The organism is Clostridium sp. (assembly GCF_026168755.1).
In the GTDB taxonomy this organism is placed as follows: domain Bacteria; phylum Bacillota; class Clostridia; order Clostridiales; family Clostridiaceae; genus Clostridium.
Genome location: NZ_JAPFDR010000005.1, coordinates 1 through 20,349, shown reverse-complemented (window position 1 = coordinate 20,349; position 20,349 = coordinate 1). Strand labels below are relative to the sequence as shown.

The 20,349-nt window shown below is 28.6% G+C and carries 19 protein-coding genes; 1 reads left to right on the top strand and 18 read right to left on the bottom strand.

Annotation, left to right across the window (positions count from 1 at the left end; all coding sequences use genetic code 11):
- Nucleotides 1-92 precede the first annotated feature (92 nt).
- The 8 genes from Q0Y03_RS03270 to Q0Y03_RS03235 all read right to left on the bottom strand — a co-directional run bounded on the left by Q0Y03_RS03270 (nt 93) and on the right by Q0Y03_RS03235 (nt 7,153).
- Entirely contained in the window at nt 93-590 is a 498-nt protein-coding gene (locus Q0Y03_RS03270; protein ID WP_297712408.1) for a dCMP deaminase family protein, read from the bottom strand.
- A 113-nt stretch (nt 591-703) separates the two neighbouring features.
- Nucleotides 704-1,333: a uracil phosphoribosyltransferase gene (gene upp, locus Q0Y03_RS03265; protein WP_297712407.1), complete on the bottom strand. Its 630-nt coding sequence runs from the start codon at nt 1,331-1,333 to the stop codon at nt 704-706.
- 27 nt (nt 1,334-1,360) lie between these two features.
- Nucleotides 1,361-1,810 carry a ribose 5-phosphate isomerase B gene (rpiB, locus tag Q0Y03_RS03260; RefSeq protein WP_297712406.1) on the bottom strand — a complete coding sequence of 150 codons (450 nt, stop codon included), beginning with the start codon at nt 1,808-1,810 and terminating at the stop codon, nt 1,361-1,363.
- A gap of 95 nt (nt 1,811-1,905) precedes the next feature.
- Nucleotides 1,906-2,955 (bottom strand): L-threonylcarbamoyladenylate synthase, encoded by a 1,050-nt coding sequence (locus tag Q0Y03_RS03255; protein ID WP_297712405.1) that lies wholly within the window; start codon nt 2,953-2,955, stop codon nt 1,906-1,908.
- A 19-nt stretch (nt 2,956-2,974) separates the two neighbouring features.
- Nucleotides 2,975-3,562, bottom strand: a complete 588-nt coding sequence (locus tag Q0Y03_RS03250) for a hypothetical protein (RefSeq protein WP_297712404.1) — start codon at nt 3,560-3,562, stop codon at nt 2,975-2,977.
- Between the two features lie 54 nt (nt 3,563-3,616).
- Entirely contained in the window at nt 3,617-4,702 is a 1,086-nt protein-coding gene (gene prfA, locus Q0Y03_RS03245; RefSeq protein WP_297712403.1) for a peptide chain release factor 1, read from the bottom strand.
- A 91-nt stretch (nt 4,703-4,793) separates the two neighbouring features.
- A complete protein-coding gene (prmC, locus tag Q0Y03_RS03240; protein ID WP_297712402.1) occupies nt 4,794-6,548 on the bottom strand; it encodes a peptide chain release factor N(5)-glutamine methyltransferase in 1,755 nt (584 codons plus the stop codon).
- A 17-nt stretch (nt 6,549-6,565) separates the two neighbouring features.
- A complete protein-coding gene (locus Q0Y03_RS03235) occupies nt 6,566-7,153 on the bottom strand; it encodes a thymidine kinase (RefSeq protein ID WP_297712401.1) in 588 nt (195 codons plus the stop codon).
- Between the two features lie 166 nt (nt 7,154-7,319).
- On the opposite strand from Q0Y03_RS03235, the gene rpmE reads away from it, so the two are divergent.
- Entirely contained in the window at nt 7,320-7,526 is a 207-nt protein-coding gene (gene rpmE, locus Q0Y03_RS03230) for a 50S ribosomal protein L31 (protein WP_005212373.1), read from the top strand.
- A gap of 171 nt (nt 7,527-7,697) precedes the next feature.
- Here rpmE and rho read toward each other — a convergent pair whose 3' ends face one another.
- The 10 genes from rho to Q0Y03_RS03180 form a co-directional block, all read right to left on the bottom strand.
- Nucleotides 7,698-9,128, bottom strand: coding sequence for a transcription termination factor Rho (gene rho / locus Q0Y03_RS03225; protein ID WP_297712400.1), 1,431 nt, complete (start codon nt 9,126-9,128; stop codon nt 7,698-7,700).
- Nucleotides 9,129-9,387: 259 nt separating this feature from the next.
- Entirely contained in the window at nt 9,388-10,989 is a 1,602-nt protein-coding gene (locus tag Q0Y03_RS03220; protein WP_297712399.1) for a CTP synthase, read from the bottom strand.
- A 152-nt stretch (nt 10,990-11,141) separates the two neighbouring features.
- Complete coding sequence (locus tag Q0Y03_RS03215) at nt 11,142-11,444, bottom strand: ribose-5-phosphate isomerase (protein ID WP_297712398.1); 303 nt, start codon at nt 11,442-11,444, stop codon at nt 11,142-11,144.
- 97 nt (nt 11,445-11,541) lie between these two features.
- Nucleotides 11,542-11,958, bottom strand: coding sequence for a DUF1934 domain-containing protein (locus tag Q0Y03_RS03210; RefSeq protein WP_297712397.1), 417 nt, complete (start codon nt 11,956-11,958; stop codon nt 11,542-11,544).
- A gap of 9 nt (nt 11,959-11,967) precedes the next feature.
- Nucleotides 11,968-12,957, bottom strand: coding sequence for a tRNA 4-thiouridine(8) synthase ThiI (locus Q0Y03_RS03205; RefSeq protein ID WP_297712396.1), 990 nt, complete (start codon nt 12,955-12,957; stop codon nt 11,968-11,970).
- A gap of 13 nt (nt 12,958-12,970) precedes the next feature.
- Nucleotides 12,971-13,663 (bottom strand): stage II sporulation protein R, encoded by a 693-nt coding sequence (gene spoIIR, locus Q0Y03_RS03200; protein WP_297712395.1) that lies wholly within the window; start codon nt 13,661-13,663, stop codon nt 12,971-12,973.
- Nucleotides 13,664-13,734: 71 nt separating this feature from the next.
- The gene (gene ispE, locus Q0Y03_RS03195; RefSeq protein WP_297712394.1) at nt 13,735-14,580 is read right to left on the bottom strand and encodes a 4-(cytidine 5'-diphospho)-2-C-methyl-D-erythritol kinase; all 846 of its coding nucleotides are present in this window, start codon (nt 14,578-14,580) and stop codon (nt 13,735-13,737) included.
- A gap of 126 nt (nt 14,581-14,706) precedes the next feature.
- Nucleotides 14,707-17,322, bottom strand: coding sequence for a cyanophycin synthetase (gene cphA / locus Q0Y03_RS03190; protein ID WP_297712393.1), 2,616 nt, complete (start codon nt 17,320-17,322; stop codon nt 14,707-14,709).
- The gene (locus tag Q0Y03_RS03185) at nt 17,306-18,139 is read right to left on the bottom strand and encodes a cyanophycinase (protein ID WP_297712392.1); all 834 of its coding nucleotides are present in this window, start codon (nt 18,137-18,139) and stop codon (nt 17,306-17,308) included. The genes cphA and Q0Y03_RS03185 overlap by 17 nt, the downstream gene beginning before the upstream one ends.
- 114 nt (nt 18,140-18,253) lie before the next feature.
- The gene (locus Q0Y03_RS03180; RefSeq protein WP_297712391.1) at nt 18,254-19,822 is read right to left on the bottom strand and encodes an SPOCS domain-containing protein; all 1,569 of its coding nucleotides are present in this window, start codon (nt 19,820-19,822) and stop codon (nt 18,254-18,256) included.
- Between the last annotated feature and the right edge of the window lie 527 nt (nt 19,823-20,349).

The window sequence follows — 20,349 nt, the reverse complement described above, 5'->3', positions numbered from 1 at the left end:
ATGTATATGCACATTAAATAAATTAATACTTAAATAATTATAGTTATATTCTCTCTTTTTATGTTGTCATTATTTTATCAAAATCATCAATACTAAATATCATTAATATCAAATGATAATTCTATTTTTCCATGGGTTGCTTCTAATTGATTTAATTTTACTCCAGCACATTTAAACATAAGTTTTGATGCCTTTACTGAATCTGTATTTGCATATTTATCACTCAAATATATAACTTCACTTATTCCTGATTGTATTATTGCTTTTGCACATTCATTACAAGGAAAAAGTGCAACATATATTCTACATCCTGATAAATCTTTTCCTTTGGCATTTAAAATTGCATTTAATTCAGCATGAACTACAAATGGATATTTTGTATTTAAAGTTTCTCCTTCTTTATCCCATGGAAACTCATCATCTGAACATCCCTTTGGAAGTCCATTATATCCTATACTTTCAATTATATTGTTTTTATTTACTATACAAGCACCGACCTGTGTATTTGGGTCCTTACTTCTCTTTCCTGATAACAAGGCAACAGACATAAAATAATCATCCCATGATAAATAACCTTCTCTTTTCCCCATAATATTTGTCCTCCTATTTCTTTTACCAAATTAATTTTAGCTTACCATTATTTCAGTTTATCATATAACATATTAATTTAATAAAAAGCGAAGACTGCTGTCTTCGCTTTTTATTACTTAGTTCCAAAAAGTCTATCTCCAGCATCTCCAAGACCTGGTACAATATATCCCTTTTCATTTAATTTTTCATCAATAGCTGCAACATAAATATCAACATCTGGATGTTGCTCTTGAACTAACTTAATTCCTTCTGGAGAAGAAATTAAACACATTAATCTTATTTTCTTAGCTCCTCTTTGTTTTAATAAAGTTATAGCATCAGCTGCAGAGCCCCCTGTTGCTAACATTGGATCAACTACAATTACATCTCTTTCAGCTATATCTTGTGGAAGCTTACAAAAATACTCTACTGGTTGAAGAGTTTCTTCATCCCTATATAAACCTATATGTCCAACCTTTGCTGCTGGAATTAAGTTTAATATTCCATCTACCATTCCAAGTCCAGCTCTTAATATTGGAACTATCGCCATCTTCTTTCCTGCTAACATTTGACACTTAGTTTTGCATATTGGAGTTTCTACTTCAACTTCTTCAGTCTCTAAATCTCTAGTAACTTCATATGCCATTAACATAGATACTTCTTCAACTAACTCTCTAAAGTATTTTGATCCTGTATCCTTACTTCTTATGTATGCTAATTTATGTGATATTAAAGGGTGTTTCATTTCTGTTACTTTACTCATTTTCTTATTCCTCCTAAGTAAATTTTATTATTTAGAATATTTTTTTTCAATTTCTGTGACTTTATTAATTCTTCTTGCATGTCTATCGCCTTCAAATTCAGCGCCTAAAAATGCCTTAACTATGTCTATCGCTAATCCCTTGCCAACAACTCTTTCCCCCATAGTTAATATATTAGCATCATTATGTTCTCTAGTGGCATGTGCACTAAATGTATCTGAACAAAGTGCTGCTCTTACTCCTGGAACCTTATTTGCCGCAATTCCTATTCCTATTCCTGTACCACAAATTAATATACCAAAATCAAACTCTTTAGCTACTACAGCCTCAGCAACTGGTAATGCTATATCAGCATAATCGCATGATTCTTCAGTATATGTTCCAAAATCCTTAAACTCAATATTTTGAGTTTCTAGATATTTAGCTATTTCTTCTTTTAAGTTTAATCCACCATGGTCACAACCTAACGCAATCTTCATAAAAACCAACCTTTCTGTTATTTAATATATAACAATTATATTATTATATCTTTATTTTATAAAAAAAGAAGAATAGGTTCCCCCATCCTCCTTATTTATACATCTACAATATCATATCCAGCAGCTTTACTTAACCTATTCATTATTGCAACACCAACACCTTTTTCTTCAAATCCCTGACATAAAATATATTGTACACCTAGGTCATCACATTTTCGTAAGGCTTCAAAAAGATGTTTGGCAATTTGACTTAAATCTTTCTCACTACCTAAAGATATCACACTACCTTTATCAAATTTATTTAAGTTCTCATCTGTAGTCAGTACAGCTACATCATTATTTTTTTCTATATAATTTTCTAACATTTCTTTAATAATTTCAATAGTTTTTTCATTTTTGCCTCTAATTATTTTTAAATGTGCCTTTGGAGCATAGTGCCTATACTTCATTCCAGGTGCCTTTGGTTTTAAGTCAGCACTTGGTTTTGATTTTAATGCTTTATCTATATCTATATTAGAATCTATTTCCCTAAGCATTTCTAAAGTTATTCCACCTGGTCTTAATATCATCGGAGGGTTAACTGTACAATCAATAATAGTAGATTCAACTCCAATATCACTACTTTCTCCGCCAATTATATAATCAACTCTACCATTTAAATCTTCCACGCATCTTTCTACTTCAGTTGGACTTGGTCTCCCTGATATATTAGCTGATGGTGCAGCAATTGGTCTTTCTGAAAGTTCTATAAGTTTAAGTGCTATCTCTGAGTTAGGCATTCTTATACCAATAGTATCAAGGTTTGCACTTGTCATATTAGGTATAATATATTTTTTTTCTAAAATTATAGTTAACGGACCTGGCCAAAATTTATTAATTAACTCTTGAGCTATAGTAGGAACCTCTTTTACTAAGCTAGAAATATCTTTAGAGCTAACATGAACAATTAATGGATTATCTTGTGGTCTCCCCTTAGCAATAAATATCTTTTTTACAGACTCTTCATTTAATGCATTTGCGCCTAAACCGTATACTGTTTCTGTAGGAAAAGCTACTGTTCCACCAGCTCTTATAACTTCTGCAGCTTCCTCTATAAATTTAATATCTTTTTTAATATCTTTAATTATGGCAACCTTAGTTTCCATAAGGGATTACCTTCTTTCTTTAAATTTCTTTTTGACTTCTTGCTATTTTTATACTATCTATAGCTGATGCCGTATATGTAGCATTAACACAATTTCTATATATATTATCTAAAAGTATATATTTTTTTAATTCTCCATATTTAATAACCTTAAAATAAAAAGCTACATCTTGATTTATTCTTTTTATCCGTCTATACTCAAGTGCTGCCTCTTCATATTTTTTCATAAACTCTTTATTTATTAGTTTCATCTTTTGATTTTTAACTTTTCCTCTAGTAACAATTATAATTTCCATATCTTCATTATTTTTATTAGTATGTACAATAGCCATTCTATCACATTGAATATATGTATAAGATGAAAATAACCCATCTCTAAACTTTAATTTATTATTAGCACAAATAAAGTTCAATGTACAGTCATTAACTTTTCTTATAATTGCTATGAAAATAAGAATTTCTATTAATAATAGAAATGCTAACATATTAAAAGTCCTAATATATGCTAAGTAAGTTATAATCGGAAGGAATATTGCTAAAAAAAACATAAAAATAATAAATAGCTTATTATACCTATTTTGTTTCTTTATTGCTTTTTCAATCTTCATATTATCACCTATTTTAAAAGCCTTACATTAAATAATGCAAGGCTTCTAAACGCATTATATTGAATCAGTATTACCCATTGCTTGCATTTTTTCTGCTTGGTCTGCAGTAATTAACGCATTTATAACTTCTTCAATATCTCCATTCATAAAAGTATCTAATTTATATAATGTTAATCCAATTCTATGATCAGTAACTCTTCCTTGAGGATAGTTATAAGTTCTTATTCTTTCACTTCTATCCCCTGTACCAACCTGGCTCTTTCTATCTTCTGCAATTCCTGCAAGCCTTTCAGCTTCTGCAACTTCATAAAGTCTAGCTCTTAATACTTTCATAGCTTTTTCTTTATTCTTAAGTTGTGATTTTTCATCTTGACATGCAACAACTGTACCTGTAGGTATATGTGTTATTCTAACTGCTGAATCTGTTGTATTAACACATTGTCCTCCATTACCTGAAGATCTGTAAACATCAATTCTTAAATCTTTATCATTGATTTCTATTTCAACATCATCAACTTCTGGTAAAACCGCAACTGTAGCTGTAGACGTATGAATTCTACCTGAACTTTCTGTATCTGGTACTCTTTGTACTCTATGTACACCACTTTCATACTTAAGCTTTGAATAAGCTCCATTACCTTTAATCATAAATACAACTTCTTTAAATCCACCAAGGTCATTTTCATTTGAGCTCATCATTTCAACTGACCATCTTTGAGATTCTGCGTATCTTGTATACATTCTGAAAAGATTTGCTGCGAATAATGCTGCTTCATCTCCACCAGCTCCACCTCTGATTTCAACAAATACGTTTTTATCATCGTTAGGATCTTTTGGTAATAATAAAATTTGTATCTTATTTTCTAATTCTTCTTCTTGTTCTTTAAGACTTGAAATCTCTTCAGATAACATTTCTTTCATTTCTTTATCTGTTTCTTCTTCTAACATTTCTTTGTTAGCTTCTAAATCTTCAACTACCTTTTTATATTCTCTATATGCTGTTACTATTATTTCTAAGTCAGCATGTTCCTTACATAACTTTCTCCACTCTTTTTGGTTAGCCATTATTGAAGGATCTGATATTTTAACTGATAGTTCTTCGTATTTATTTTCCGTAAATGCTAATTTATCTAATAACATAGTATCACTCCGTACTGTATTTTTTCATATTGAAATATTATAACATAATAATCATGATTTTATCAAGTTCTAACAAGCACATAATATTTTTCTAAAGTTCACCAATAACTACTCTATCATGCCCTGCTAAATCCTTAACTACCCTTACATTTTTATATCCTTTTTCAAGCATTAAATCACTAACCTCTTCACCTTGATCGTGCCCTATTTCAAAGGCTAATATTCCATTCTCATTTAATATTTTATCACTATCATCAACAATTTTTTTATAGAAATATAGCCCATCTTCTCCACCACTTAAGGCTGTATGAGGTTCATAATTTTTAACATCATCCATTAATGTCTCTATAATTTCTTCCTTTATATATGGTGGATTAGAAACTAATATATCATATTTATTTTGTTGATTTATAGGTTCTTCTAGTAAATCACTTTTTATAAATGTTGCTCTAGAGTTTAAATTATGCTTTGTTATATTCCTCTTAGTTACTTTTTCCGGAATATCATAATAATCAATTAAATCTACCTTAGTGTTTTCTCTTAAATAAGCAACAGATATACCTATAGCACCACTTCCACAACATAAATCACAAACTGTGTACTCTCTATCATCCTTAATAATATTAAGAATTTCTTCTACTAATATTTCAGTATCTCCTCTTGGAATAAGTACACCTTCTTTAACATAAAAATCTAATCCCATAAATTCAGCACTCTTTAATATATACTTAATAGGCATTTTTTCTTTTCTTTTCTTTATTAATCTATAAAATTCTCTTTCCTTGAATTTGCTAACTTCCTCTTCCTTGTTAGTAATTAAATAAAGTTTATCTTTTCCAAGAACTTTTCCTAATAATAATTGAGTATCTAATATATAAGTTTCTATATCGACTTCCTTTAATATCTTGTTCCCATCTATTAATAATTCCCCAATTGTCTTCTTATATTCAATTCCTTCTGCTGCCATTAAAGATTTTATAGCAACTTCTAATTGAGAATCATCAGGCTCCTTAGTAGTAAGCTCTTGTAATTTTAAACCTGGATATGCAATAATCTTTCCCAATTTACTTTCAGTCCTTCCAAGCCATTTTATTAATTCATACGTAATTCCAGCAACTATAGGCATAAGTACTATTCTCAATATAAGTCTTTGCCAAAATCCACCCCATCCTGTTAAAGTAAACAAAATAATACTAACTATCATAGTTAAAAATAGAAAATTAGTTCCACATCTAGGATGTAATCTTCCAAACTTTCTTACATTTTCAATCGTTAGTTTTTCTTCAGACTCATAACAAAATATAGTTTTATGTTCTGCACCATGATATTGAAATACCCTGTATATATCATCTAACTTACTTATTAAATACATATAAGTTACTAAGATAGCTATTCTTATAGCTGATTCAATTAAATTTAATACTATAGGATGTAATCCTATATTTTTAAATATTGATGCTACTGCAGTAGGTATACCAAGAAACAATCCAGCAGCAATTAAAAGAGAAATCATCATAGTTATTGTAACAAGCAAATCATTAGCACCTTTATCTCCTAATTTACTTTTAAGCCAAAGATCAAATTTTGATTCTTCTTCATCTTCTTCAAAAAAACTTGCTGAATAATTTAGCGTATTAATACCAACTATTAATGAATCTATTAATGTAGCTGCTCCTCTAATTATAGGAATATTTAAAATTCTATATCTTTTTGTTATTGGCTTTGTTTTTTTAACTTTAACTTCTATTTTTCCATTTGGAGTTCTTACCGCAGTTGCTAATCCTTTAGAACCACGCATCATAACTCCTTCAATTATAGCCTGACCCCCAACATCACATTTTCTCATATCATCACTCTTTCATTTTATTTTTCATTTTTAAATTTAAAGTAACAATGTCCACACAAAGATTCATATTCAACATTGTCTACATTATCTATAGCAACTTGCTCACCCTCAAAAACAAATTTTCCATTTATTCTTCTACCATTTAAAACTGCTTTTCTTCCACATTTACATATAGTTTTTAACTCCTCTACACTATGCGCTAATAATAGTAATCTTGTACTTCCTTCAAAGCCTTGCATTTTAAAATCTGTTCTAAGCCCATAGCAAATAACTGGTATATCTAAGCAAACTGCAATTTCAAAAAGTTCATCTATTTGATGAGATTTTAAAAACTGTACTTCATCTACTAATATACAATCTATTTTATATTTGTTATCTTCCCATTTTTTAATCTCTTCATATATGTTTTGTTCATCATTAATTAATAAGTCAACTTTACGCTCAACACCTAATCTAGATACTAACTTATCTCCACCTTTTTTATCAGTTGATGGTTTAATTAATACAACCCTCATTCCACGCTCCTCATAATTGTGTGCTACCTGCATAAGGTTTGTAGATTTTCCTGAATTCATGGCCCCATATCTAAAATATAATTTACTCATAACGTCTCTCCTTCTCATATTTGTCTATTTCGATTATAGCATTTTAATATATACTTAAAAAGATGTTTTTATTTCCTAGTTATATTGACTGTTTTTCACCCTTATGTTATAATTCATTAGGTCATTGAATTAATTCAATGAATGTATTTTGAAAGAGGTGAATCAAATGAAACAAGGCATACATCCAGAATACCATCACGATGCTGTGGTTAAGTGCGCATGTGGAAACACTTTCACAACTGGTTCAGTTAAAGAAGAGTTAAAAGTTGATATATGTGCTAAATGCCACCCATTCTTCACTGGTAAGCAAAAAATCGTTGATATCGGCGGTAGAGTTGACAAGTTCAATAAGAAGTTCGGTCTTAACAAATAAGATTAAATTAGAATTTATGAGAAAGAATTACATTCTTTCTCATTTTTTCTTTTAATAAAAAAATTAATAAAAGAGGCTTTTTATTTAATAGATATTAGTAATACAAACTTTTCAACTATGGAATTTGTATTTATCTACTTTAAAAATAAGCCTCTTTATATATGCTATTAACTATTTTTTAAATATATCATTCTTAGGAAAAACTTGAATAAACTCTTTATTATTTTTTGTTTTAGATAACATATTTATTAGATTTTCTGTAACATTTTCAATATTACCATCTCTATACATAACTTTTCTAATAGCAAATGCTACTTCTTTCTCTTCATCTGATAATAATAAATCCTCTTTTCTAGTTCCAGACTTATAAATATCAATTGCAGGGAATATTCTTCTTTCTTGAAGTCTTCTATCTAAGTGAACTTCCATATTACCAGTTCCCTTAAACTCTTCAAATATCATATCATCCATTCTTGATCCTGTCTCAACTAGTGCTGTAGCAAGAATAGTTAAACTTCCGCCTTCTTCTATATTTCTTGCTGCTCCAAAGAACTTTTTAGGCATTATTAATGCACCTGGATCTAATCCTCCTGATAATGTTCTACCTGTTGGATTTATTGTTAAATTATAAGCTCTAGATAACCTAGTTATACTATCTAATAATATAACAACATCCTTCCCTTGCTCTACCATTCTTTTGGCTCTCTCTAACACCATTTGAGCTACCTTTGCATGGTTTTGTGGTTCCTCATCAAATGTTGAGTAAATAACATCTCCATTTATAGATCTTTTCATATCAGTAACTTCTTCAGGTCTTTCATCTATTAATAAAACTATAAGCTTAATATCAGGATGGTTCTTACTAATATTTTGTGCAACTTTTTTTAATAAAGTAGTTTTACCAGCTTTTGGTGGAGCAACAATTATTCCTCTTTGTCCTTTTCCTATTGGACAAATAATATCCATTAATCTAGAAGACAAATCTTTCTCATTATTAGTTTCTAAATGTAATCTTTCATTAGGATATATAGGAGTTAATGTTTCAAAATTCTTTCTTCCTATAGCCTTTTCCGGATTATCACCATTTACTTTTTCTACAAATAATAAAGCTTTAAATTTTTCTCCCTCTTTAGCTTCTCTTACTTTCCCTTGAACTTCATCACCTGTTCTTAAGTTAAATCTTCTTATTTGTGATGGAGATACATATATATCATTTTCTCCAGTTAAATAGTTATTGCACCTTAAGAATCCAAAGTTATTATTTTCTTGAACTTCTAATACTCCCTTAGAAGAGCCAGATTCATTTATCATAACTTTTAGTCTCTCTTTCTTCTCTTCTTTTTGTTCATCCGTCATAGAGTAATTTTCTCTATTTTCATAATTATTTGAAAAAGTATTATTAGAATTTTCTTGTTCCTTTACTTTAGGAGCTATTCTTTCTGTTAAAATCACTCCATTTTTTTCTATAGTATTCGGAGTAACCTTTACTAATTCATCAATTATTTCGCTTTTCTTTAATTTACTTATGTTTTTTATTCCAAGCTCTTTAGCCTTATTTTTTAAATCAACTAAAGTCATCTCAGCATATGCCTCTCTTGTCAAATTGACACCTCCAATAGTTTTGTTTACTTCGGGATAATAATAGATTAAACCTAAGGTTTGATATATTTGAAATGAAATACAATCTTATTAAAATAAAATATACAATATAGCTATAATTAATATAATGCATATTTAAGTTTATATATAATTATGAACTAATAAACTTTAAAATTCAATAGAAAGTTATATTATAAGATTATCCACTTTAAATAATTTTATAACATTAAAAAGAAAAGTGAAGGATATCTTCACTTTCCTTTTACTTTTCTTCTATTGCAGCTTTTACAAAAGCTTTAAATAATGGATGTGGATTATTTGGTCTAGATTTTAATTCTGGATGGAATTGTGCTGCTACAAACCATGGATGATCTTCAACTTCTACTATTTCAACTAATCTACCATCTGGACTTGTACCTGTTATTTTCATTCCAGCCTCAATTATTTGTTTTCTATATTCATTATTAAACTCATATCTATGTCTATGTCTCTCATATATTAATTCATCTTCATAACATTCATAAGCTTTTGATGTTTTATCTAATTTACATGGATATAACCCTAGTCTCATTGTACCACCTAAATCTTCAACATCCTTTTGCTCTGGCATAAGATCTATTACAGGATATTCTGTTTCTGGATTAATCTCAGAGCTATTAGCCTCCTTATAATCTAATACACTTCTTGCAAATTCAATTACTGCTGTTTGCATTCCTAAACATATTCCTAAGAAAGGTATCTTGTTTTCTCTTGCATATTTAATAGCTTCAATCTTACCTTCTACCCCTCTATCTCCAAATCCACCTGGAACTAGGATTCCATCAACATCACCTAATAGTTCATTAGAATTATTTTCTGTAACATCTACTGCATTTACCCATTTAATTTCTACATTCGTTCCATTAGCTAGTCCGCCATGATTTAATGCCTCTACTACAGATATGTAAGCATCATGTAACTCAACGTACTTTCCTACTAGTGCAATTTTAACATTACCTTCTAAATTCTTTAATCTAGAAACCATGTCAATCCACTCTGTATTATCTATATCCCTGCATCCTAATTCTAATTTTTCAACTACTAATCTATCTAAACCTTCCTTGTGAAGCATTAATGGAACTTCATATAAATGATCTGCATCTAAATTTTGTATTACACACTTACCTTCTATATTACAGAATAATCCTATTTTAGATTTTAAATCATCTGATATTTCTTTTTCCGATCTACAAACTATAATATCTGGTTGAATCCCAATACTCCTTAATTCCTTAACAGAATGTTGAGTTGGTTTAGTTTTTAATTCACCTGATTTTCCTAAGAAAGGTACTAACGTAACATGTATAAAGCATACATTTTCTCTACCCACATCATATTTTATTTGTCTTATAGCTTCAAGGAATGGTAATGATTCAATATCTCCAACCGTTCCCCCTATTTCAGTTATTACAACATCCACATCAGTCTCTTTTGCTACTCTATAAACTCTTTCCTTTATAGCATTGGTAATATGCGGTATAACTTGAACAGTTCCTCCAAGGTATTCTCCTCTTCTTTCCTTAGATATAACTGACCAATAAACTTTCCCTGAAGTAATATTGCTATTTTTAGTTAAATTTTCATCTATAAATCTTTCATAATGTCCTAGATCTAGATCTGTTTCCGCTCCATCATCAGTTACAAAAACTTCACCATGTTGATAAGGACTCATTGTTCCTGGATCTACATTTAAGTATGGATCAAATTTTTGTATAGATACTTTTAATCCTCTATTTTTTAATAATCTCCCTAATGAAGCTGCTGTTATTCCTTTTCCTAATCCTGATACAACTCCACCTGTTACAAAAACATATTTAGTACTCATGCTTACCCCCAATATATCTAAAATTTAATTTAAATTTTCTATTGACTATTGATTTTTATAGTAGTATAATTTAAATTATCTCTCTTATTGTCAAAAGAAGAATAATCATAGATATTATAGTATCACATTAGTTAGAATTAGGCTAGTGTTTTTTATGCATTTTTAAAATTTTCTTTTATTTTATCTTCTAATTCAAAATATTCATCTCTAAATCTTTTATTTATTAATATTTTTTCTTCTGCTTTTTTCATTTTATAACTTAACATTCTATTATTGGAAATCCCTAAGCTTTGTTGAATAACTTCTAAATTCAAACATTTGAATTTCTTCATAAGTAAAATTGTTAAATATAGATTATCTTTCTTTTTAAGTCTCTTTTTAAAGTCTTCATAACTCATGCCATAATAACTGCTTAAAATGAATATTATAATTTCATACTTATTTATATTATCCACGCCCCTTTATAGCTCTTTTCTTTAATTATTTCCTATGTGACTTTTTTTATTCAAAAAAATACTTCTATGAATAAATAATTTCATAGAAGCCTAAAATTTAATTTACTTTAATTTTTATATTTAACTCAGTGATTATGCCTTCTTGCCCCTCAAGTCCTAAAATATACTTAGAGTAAATTTCTCCACCATTTTCATTAACATTTATATCTAACTTTTCAGTATCAATATTTAAATTTAATACTCCATATGGCGTATTATATAAGGAAACAGCCATTTCCCCTTCTTTAAATTCCATATTTGTAGTAGTTGATCCTACTCTCTCTAATACCATTATGTTGTCTTGTATGTTTAAAGTAGTAGTTGTCCCTTCCATTCCTGATATTTCTGATTCCTCATATATCGCCTTAAATCCCTTCTCCTTAATTATAAATTTACCAGGAGTCACTACTTCAATTGCATCATTAGGCTCTAAATTTGATGAACTTTTTACAGATATAATTGCTCTCTTCTCCATTTTATCCCCCTACTTTATAGAAATCATATATTTTTCTAATTCTTTATCACTTATAGGCTCTACAACTATAATATTTTCTAGCTTTTGTCCATATATGCCGTATTTAACCTTTAACTCTGTTTTTTCTCTTCCTTTGCTATACCTTGCAGCTATTCTAGCAGCTAAATGTACATCTCTTTCTGTTCCACTTCCTTCTAGTAATACAAGTGCTCCAGAAAAATCAGTTGTATGAAAAGAATAATATTCATTATGTATAAATGATTTAATTGCTTCTCCCTCTTCTTGAGTTCTTGCAACTATTATTTTATTGTTATCATCTGTCCTAAAATGTCTTCCATATCTTAAAAGACTTAATTCATTTTCTTCAACTTCCTCTTTAAAGTTTAAAAGATCTTTTAATCTTAATGCATAATTTGGTTCTGTTAATTTACATCCACCTGCTGGTGATGGATATTCTGTAATTCCCCATTTTGCAGCTAACTCCATTTGTGGCTTTCTACTTCTTCCAGTAATATTTAATAATTTTTCTCTATCAACTAATCCACTTAACTCCATTTCTGTAGGATCCATATTTTTAGCACATAAAGGCCTTAAAATTTTATTAGCAAATCCAGATTCTTTTTTTACAATATTTAAAGCTTGTCTGTTTTGAGACATAGGTCGTTGATTTAATACTTCACCTGTAATAATAAAATCTGCATTATGTTCCTCTAATAATTTTCCTGCATAATTCATCATCATAGCATGACAATCTATACATGGATTCATATTTTTACCTCTACCATGCTTAGGATTTTTAACTAACTCTAAATGCTCTGGTGAAAAATCTACTACTAATAGTGGTATATCTATTTGCTTTGCCATCTTTATTGCACTTTCTTCACTAAAAAAGTATGATCTAAAACAAATTCCTAATACATCTATACCTTGTTCCTTTATTAATTTTGCTGCTAAAATACTATCTAGCCCTCCTGAAACCATAGCTAATGCCTTTGCCATACTATTCCTCCTATTAATCAAGAATTTCCTTTATAACTTCTACTATCTTAAACTTAAATTTTACTCCATTATTAACATTACTTGATTCTTTATTTTTTTCTTTATTTTTTTCTTTATTTTCATTTGTTGTCTCATTATTTTTAGGTTCTATATTTTCGATTTCTTCTTTTAAATCACTAGAATCTACTGAGTTTTTACTTTCATCAACAAAACATAATGATGGAAACATAACACACCACCAATTTTGTCCTTTTCCTTCTCCTATTATAACTCTAAATGCTTCATAATTTCCTTGCGGAAAAATATAATCTCCATATACCTTATCAGGAAAATTCTCATAAGACAACATTGTATTCACTTCATAAGTATAATTATTTTCTTCAATAACCTCTTTTGCAATTTCATTAACATAATCTATATTTTCCTTTAATACATTTTCTGCTTCCTCTAATGAATTTACATTACTTAATTTTTCACTTAATGCTTCAACTACTTTATCTCTAACTTTTAGCTTAAGATTTTGATCTTCATCTGTATCACTATTTGCTATTACATGAAATCTTATAAGCTTGTCCTTAATATCATCATAATTTAATTCTGTTAACTCTAAACTAGATTCCTTTGTATTGATTGCAATAGATTGACATCCATTAAAAATTACAACTGTTAAAACCATAGGTATTATAAAATAAATATACTTTCTCATAAACATAACCCCTTTCTAGTTTTAAGTATTGACATTATAAAGGGGTTTATTCATTTATATTTAATTTTTATTTAAATAGTTCTAGTTAAAAATACTTCTCTATGATTTTCCTTCATTTTTTCATAGCATCTTTGTGCCTTTAACATATCATCAAAAAAAGCAAATACACTTGGCCCACTTCCACTCATCATGCTACCTACTGCACCGTATCTATTCATTTCTTCTTTTATTTTAATTAATATATTATGCTTTCTTAAAGTCACATTTTCTAATAAGTTTTTCATATTATTTGCTACATAATACAAATCATCTTGTTCCATAGCTTTTATTAAATTCTCAGTTTTAGGATGTACTCTAACTCTATCTAAATTAAAAGCTTTATATACTTCTTTAGTTGAAACTCCAAAACTAGGCTTTACTAAAACTAATATTTTATCCTTAAAAGGTTGTAAAGCTGTTATTTTTTCTCCAATGCCTTCACAAAGTGCTGTTCCACCATTAATACAATATGGAATATCAGCACCTAATTTTAACCCAAGTTCCATAAGTTCTTCATTAGATGCATTCACCTTAAATATCTTATTCATAAGCTTTAAAACAGCAGCTGCATCTGTACTTCCCCCAGCTAGACCAGCTGATACAGGAATATTCTTTACAATATCAATATGAACTCCATCTTCAATATTATATGTCTCTTTAAATAAATTTGCTGCTTTATAAGCTAAGTTTCTTGAATCTGTCGGAACATAGCTTTTATTACAACTTATTCTTATATCTTTCTTCTGTTTTTCTATAGATATTTCATCGTACAAATCTATATTCTGCATTATCATTTTTAATAAATGATATCCATCACTTTCTCTTTTTCCTACTATATCTAAAGAAATGTTAATTTTTGCATAAGCTTTTATTTTCATATATCCAAATCCTTTCAATGGAAAGTTCATAATTCTAAATTAAAGTTCAGAGTATAAACCCTGAACTTTATAAATAATATTATATATATTATTTTTCTTATAGTAAATATGTCATTGTTGTATTCTTTAATTTGAATTAACAACATTCCCTAAATCTGTATCATTATTTTTATTGGATTTGATATAATTTATTAACGGAACCAATCTTTCAAAAAATACAATTATAATATCTCCCTCAGCAGATTCATTTAGTGCCTTTCCTAAAGCTTCAACTTCATCCAACACTATATTTACATTTGCATCTTTCTTTACCTTTAATACACCATCTTTAATTAAATTAGGTATTTCTCCACTTTCTCTTCCTCTTCTATCTTTATCTTCCTTAATTATTATTTTATCAAGATATCTAGCACTTATACTTCCTATTTCCCTCGCAACATAATCACTTCTATCCCCTGGAACACCAATTATCCCAGTAATATTCCCACTGCCAATACGTTCTAATGTAGGTAAAACTTTTTTATACCCTTCTATATTATGACCATAATCCAATATAACCTTTATACCATTATAATCATAAACGTTAAACCTTCCTGAATTATCTTCAGAGTTAAAATTCTCTAACCCTATTCTTATCATGCTATAATCTATTTCCATACCTACTAATGCTGCACAAGCTGCCATTGCATTTTCAATATTAAATTCTAATGTACCATTTAATGATATTGGAATATCTTTAACATTTATTATTTTATATTCTATTCCCTTATTATTAACACATAGATAATCATCTTTTCTGTATACAGCAATAAGCTTCTTACTTATATTTTCTCTTATTAATTCATTATTAAAATCAGAAGAATAGTAAATTATATTTGAATTTATTCTATTTATAATCTTTCTACTCCACTCATCATCAGCATTAATTACTACGTTTCCATTTTCTTTTACAGCTTCCGCTACTAATGATTTTACCTTACAAAGCTCCTCCATAGAATTTATATTATCTATTCCTAAATGATCATCAGTAATATTAGTTATTACTGCAACATCAGCTAAATCATATGCTAATCCTTTTCTTATAATCCCACCTCTTGCAGTTTCTAAAACTGCTATATCAACATCTCTATTGTATAATATACATTTAGCACTCTCAAAACCGGTATCATCACCTATATCAATACATTTACCATTAACATATATTCCATCAGTACTTGTCATTCCAACACAATATCCCATTCTAGATAATGTACTATTTATTATCCTAGTAGTTGTTGTTTTACCATTTGTCCCAGTAACAGCAACTACAGGTATATTTTGAGGATTATTATTATACATCATATTAATTATGTCATTTCCAATATTTCTACTAACTCCTTTATAAGGATATGAATGCATTCTTAAACCTGGTGCTGCGTTAACCTCAAGTATGGCTCCATTATTCATTAAGGATTCACTAATATCAGTTGTACAAACATCAATACCACATATATCTAATCCTATGGCCTTAGCTGCCCTTACACATATTTCCTTATTTTCTTCTGAAATAACATCTGTATAATCTATAGCTATTCCACCAGTAGATAAATTTGAATTCTTTCTTAAAAATAATTTCTCTCCATTTTTTAATATAGAATTTAAATTATAGTTATGTTTACTTAAATTTCTTTCTAACTCATCATCAATATTTATCTTAGTTAAAGGTTTTTCATGGTCTTCCCCTCTAAGCTCATCATTATTTAATTCATCTATAAGTTCTTTAATATTTCTTTCTCCATCTCCTATTACAAATGGCGGAATTCTTTTTGAAACTGCTACAACATTATATCCAACTACACAAACCCTATAGTCATCACCTTCACAGTATCGTTCAACTATTATCTCTTTAAACTCCTCAGTTAATTTTTGATAATACTTTAATAATTCCTTCTCATTATTTATATTTAATATAACTCCTCTTCCCTTGCTCCCAAATTCAGGTTTTAAAACAACAGGATATCCTATTTCTTCAGCAGTTCTTAATAAATCAATAACATTATTTACCCTTTCACCTTTCGGAACAGGCAAATTTTGTATTCTTAGCAACTGCTTTGTTAATAATTTATCACATGAAATATCAGCAGATACACAACTTGTAGCATTAGTAATTGCTGATTCTATTATTCTTCCTTGTTTTCCATATCCAATTTGATAAAATCCACTATTCCCCATTTTAAGTACTGGTAATCCAGCCTTTTTAGCCGCATTACATATTTCTAAAGCACTAGGTCCTATAAGTTCTTCTGGAATTATAGATTTTATTATATTTAACCTATGATTAAAACTAATTTTTTTGCCTTCTATAAGTGAGTTAATAATATCCACAGCTAATTTTGCAACTTCAATTCCTACCTTAGGATATTCATATTGATATACAATTATATATCTATCACCTTCAACTTCTCTAGCCTTTCCATAAGCTACATCTATTCCTAAAATATTTTGTATAGCTATAATAGTATGTTCACAAATATGAGCTAAATAAGTTCCTTCATTTAGTCTCTTTACAAATCCACCTTCCTCATCTATCCCACACCTATGAGTATTAAGAATTGGAAGCATCTCTACCAAATTTTTATTAAAGCCTTTTATATCCTTACTAGGTATCTCAGAATATCCTTCTAAATCTACGTCGAGTTGTATGCACTTTTTATGAGAATGTATATTTCTTCCAGAATAAACAGTGCTATTTATGATTTTCATAAAAATCCTTATCCTCCTCAAATGGTACTTTATCTAGTAAATTAAATCTATTACCTTCTTTTAATACATGAAGCTTTACATTAAACATACTAAGTACCTCATCACTATATTGCTCCGATACATTACTATAATCAATTGAACTTCCATCTATGAAATATACTGCACCAGATCCAATAACTTCTGCAGTTCCTTTATCACTTACTACTATTGCTGTATCTTCATCTATTCCTATACCCAAAACTTCAGGATTTTGAGCTATAGCCGTTAATAATCTTCCTATTCTACCTCGTTGAGCAAAATGTTGATCAATTATTATATTGTTTACTAACCCTAAACCTGGTGACATTTTTAAAGTACATTTATGTGGAGATTCATCATCTTCTCCTTGAACTATCATGGTATCACTCATAACAGATGCCCCTGCGGATGTTCCAGCAATTAATCCACCATTAGCACATAGATTCTTTACTGCATCATATATTGGGCTGCCCCCTATCATACTAGTTATTCTCAATTGATCACCACCAGTAAAGAATAATAAATTTGAATTATTTATTAATTCAACGTTTTTCTTATTAAATGCATCTTCTCTAGTACTAATGTCTAGTTTATCTATATTTTTAATTCCTAAATTAGAAAATACATTTTTATAATTTTCATAACTTTTTTCTGGATATTCTGTTGCTATAGTTGCTATTATTAACTTTTCCTTTTCAGGATCTATATATTTTGCTACTCTTTTTAATATTTCTTTATCGCCTTCTTTATCCTCAGCTCCTCCTATTATTATTAAGTTACCACTTACTTTTTCGCTCAATTTATCACCTCAAATCACATATTTCTTATTTTATCCAATCAAATGAAATATATTCAAAAATACAAAAAAGCTATTGCATAACTTTGCAATAGCTTTTTTGTATTTTAAACCTTATTAAAACTTACATTTTCCTGGTATTATTATCTTTTTACCTTCAGTTAATGATTCTGGTCCATCTAATTCATTTATTTCTATTAATGAATCCATTGTAGTATTATATTTTTTAGCTAAATCCCAAAGTGTGTCACCTATATTAACTACATATATTGTAACTGAAGCTTTTTTACATTCTTTTTCTTCTTCACCTTCAATAATATCAACTATCCACTCTTTATTAACCTTATAACAAGCCTTAACTAAAACAGATAATGTAGCCCTTACACCAATTGTATTAGCTTCAACAGTAGCATCTAAATTTTCTAAGTGAACTTTACATAAGGCAACCATATCTGGTTTTGTGCCTTTTAAATCAATTACTGAAGTAAATGGAATTTCTCCATTACACATATCTATCTTGCAATTATCATCAGTTGTCTTATAAAGGACTAACACTTTTATTATTCCTTCAACCTTTATTTTATCTTCTTCAACAACCCTATCTGTTATAACTGGGCATCCTGTAGCAGATATTACACAACTAATTTTATCATTTTCATCTTTAGGGTATAAATTATCTTTTACTATTAATTCTGATGTAATTATTCCATGAACTAATCCTGTCTCATACTTCTTCTTAGTTAACTCTATTGATTTAGTTGGTGAATAAGCATCTTTAATTACATCAATAACCTCTTTAGATATAACCTTAATAGTTCCCTTAATCATAAATTCAACATTTACAACTCTACTCTCACCTAAATCATCAGCATTGATTATACTATCAAAACTTACTATATCTATTTGATGAGATGTCATCATATCACTATTTACACCAATAGCTTCTTCCTCTTTTGATAAGTATATATCATCTTGTAATAAGAATATATCATTTTCATCTTTTCCTTTGCATAGTACTTCTATCTTGCAATAACATCCAAAATATATCTTTCCATCTCCAAGTTTAACCTCTTTTTTGTGTAAATTCATGGAGCATTTTAATATTTCATCAACTTCAGGTTTATCCATTGTTACTTTTATCATAGATTTTCCCATTAACTCTATGTCTTTTTCACACTTTATTTGATTCATCTCTTCACTTTTTGTCTTAACTTGTATATCATCTCTTCCTTCAATTTCTTTAACAAATTCAAATTCTTCAACCTTATAAACTTGCCATTTAGTTGACCTTATTCCATCAATAGCAATCTTACGCTCATTCATAATACTAGCTTGAATATGTTCTATTACGCACTCGACTTCACAAATCACTTTATGTTCTTCATTATTAAGATCAAGATAGTCTGCGAACTTTTCTGATAAATAAACTGAGTTTATACTAGTTACTTTACTTTCATCTTCTGATAAATACATAACAGAATAATTAATTTGACCTTCTATCATTATTTTATCAGCTAACGTTTCTTTGTTTGTTATAGTTGCTTTAGCTTCTACTCCCAATATTTGATATACATCTGGATGAGAGTCTTTTATTAAATATTCACCCTTTAGTACATTATTAGTAGCACTTTCTCTTAGTAATTGTTCATTTTGAATACTTTCTTTAATAACATCTATCTGAGACATAATATCCCTCCCTATAGTATAACTACTATAATTTATATTCTTTAAATATATATTTATTCTAATATGTATTAACTGTTTACTAATTTTTATATAATATTTTCATGAAAATTTTTACAAACCATTTATTTTTACCATTTAATTACATGTTTTGTCGAATTTTTGTACCTTTTAAAAAAAATTTTATTTTTTTTTAAATAAATTGTTGACTTTATTATAAATATGTCATATTATAAATATGGTTATTGACCATATAACCTCTCATAAATTCTCAATACCCTTTTATACCATAGTTGAAAGATGGATACCCGCCATCTTTCTTTTTTTTATTTCTTTATAAATATATTATTAAAAGTTAATTCTTAGAAATAAATTAAAAATATTTTTAAATAAATCGAGTAGGAGGTAGATAATTATTTTATCTACCGACCTCTCACACCACCGTGCGTACCGGTCTGGTACACGGCGGTTCTTTAAGTTTAATGAATTTTAATATATTGACGCGTTAGGCTTTTCAAGCCTAAGTCGTT

Coding starts and splice junctions, on each gene's coding strand:
- Q0Y03_RS03270 (WP_297712408.1), bottom strand. CDS start 590: ATGGGGAAAAGAGAAGGTTATTTATCATGGGATGATTATTTTATGTCT.
- upp (WP_297712407.1), bottom strand. CDS start 1,333: ATGAGTAAAGTAACAGAAATGAAACACCCTTTAATATCACATAAATTA.
- rpiB (WP_297712406.1), bottom strand. CDS start 1,810: ATGAAGATTGCGTTAGGTTGTGACCATGGTGGATTAAACTTAAAAGAA.
- Q0Y03_RS03255 (WP_297712405.1), bottom strand. CDS start 2,955: ATGGAAACTAAGGTTGCCATAATTAAAGATATTAAAAAAGATATTAAA.
- Q0Y03_RS03250 (WP_297712404.1), bottom strand. CDS start 3,562: ATGAAGATTGAAAAAGCAATAAAGAAACAAAATAGGTATAATAAGCTA.
- prfA (WP_297712403.1), bottom strand. CDS start 4,702: ATGTTATTAGATAAATTAGCATTTACGGAAAATAAATACGAAGAACTA.
- prmC (WP_297712402.1), bottom strand. CDS start 6,548: ATGAGAAAATGTGATGTTGGGGGTCAGGCTATAATTGAAGGAGTTATG.
- Q0Y03_RS03235 (WP_297712401.1), bottom strand. CDS start 7,153: ATGAGTAAATTATATTTTAGATATGGGGCCATGAATTCAGGAAAATCT.
- rpmE (WP_005212373.1), top strand. CDS start 7,320: ATGAAACAAGGCATACATCCAGAATACCATCACGATGCTGTGGTTAAG.
- Q0Y03_RS03220 (WP_297712399.1), bottom strand. CDS start 10,989: ATGAGTACTAAATATGTTTTTGTAACAGGTGGAGTTGTATCAGGATTA.
- Q0Y03_RS03210 (WP_297712397.1), bottom strand. CDS start 11,958: ATGGAGAAGAGAGCAATTATATCTGTAAAAAGTTCATCAAATTTAGAG.
- Q0Y03_RS03205 (WP_297712396.1), bottom strand. CDS start 12,957: ATGGCAAAGGCATTAGCTATGGTTTCAGGAGGGCTAGATAGTATTTTA.
- spoIIR (WP_297712395.1), bottom strand. CDS start 13,663: ATGAGAAAGTATATTTATTTTATAATACCTATGGTTTTAACAGTTGTA.
- ispE (WP_297712394.1), bottom strand. CDS start 14,580: ATGAAAATAAAAGCTTATGCAAAAATTAACATTTCTTTAGATATAGTA.
- cphA (WP_297712393.1), bottom strand. CDS start 17,322: ATGAAAATCATAAATAGCACTGTTTATTCTGGAAGAAATATACATTCT.
- Q0Y03_RS03180 (WP_297712391.1), bottom strand. CDS start 19,822: ATGTCTCAGATAGATGTTATTAAAGAAAGTATTCAAAATGAACAATTA.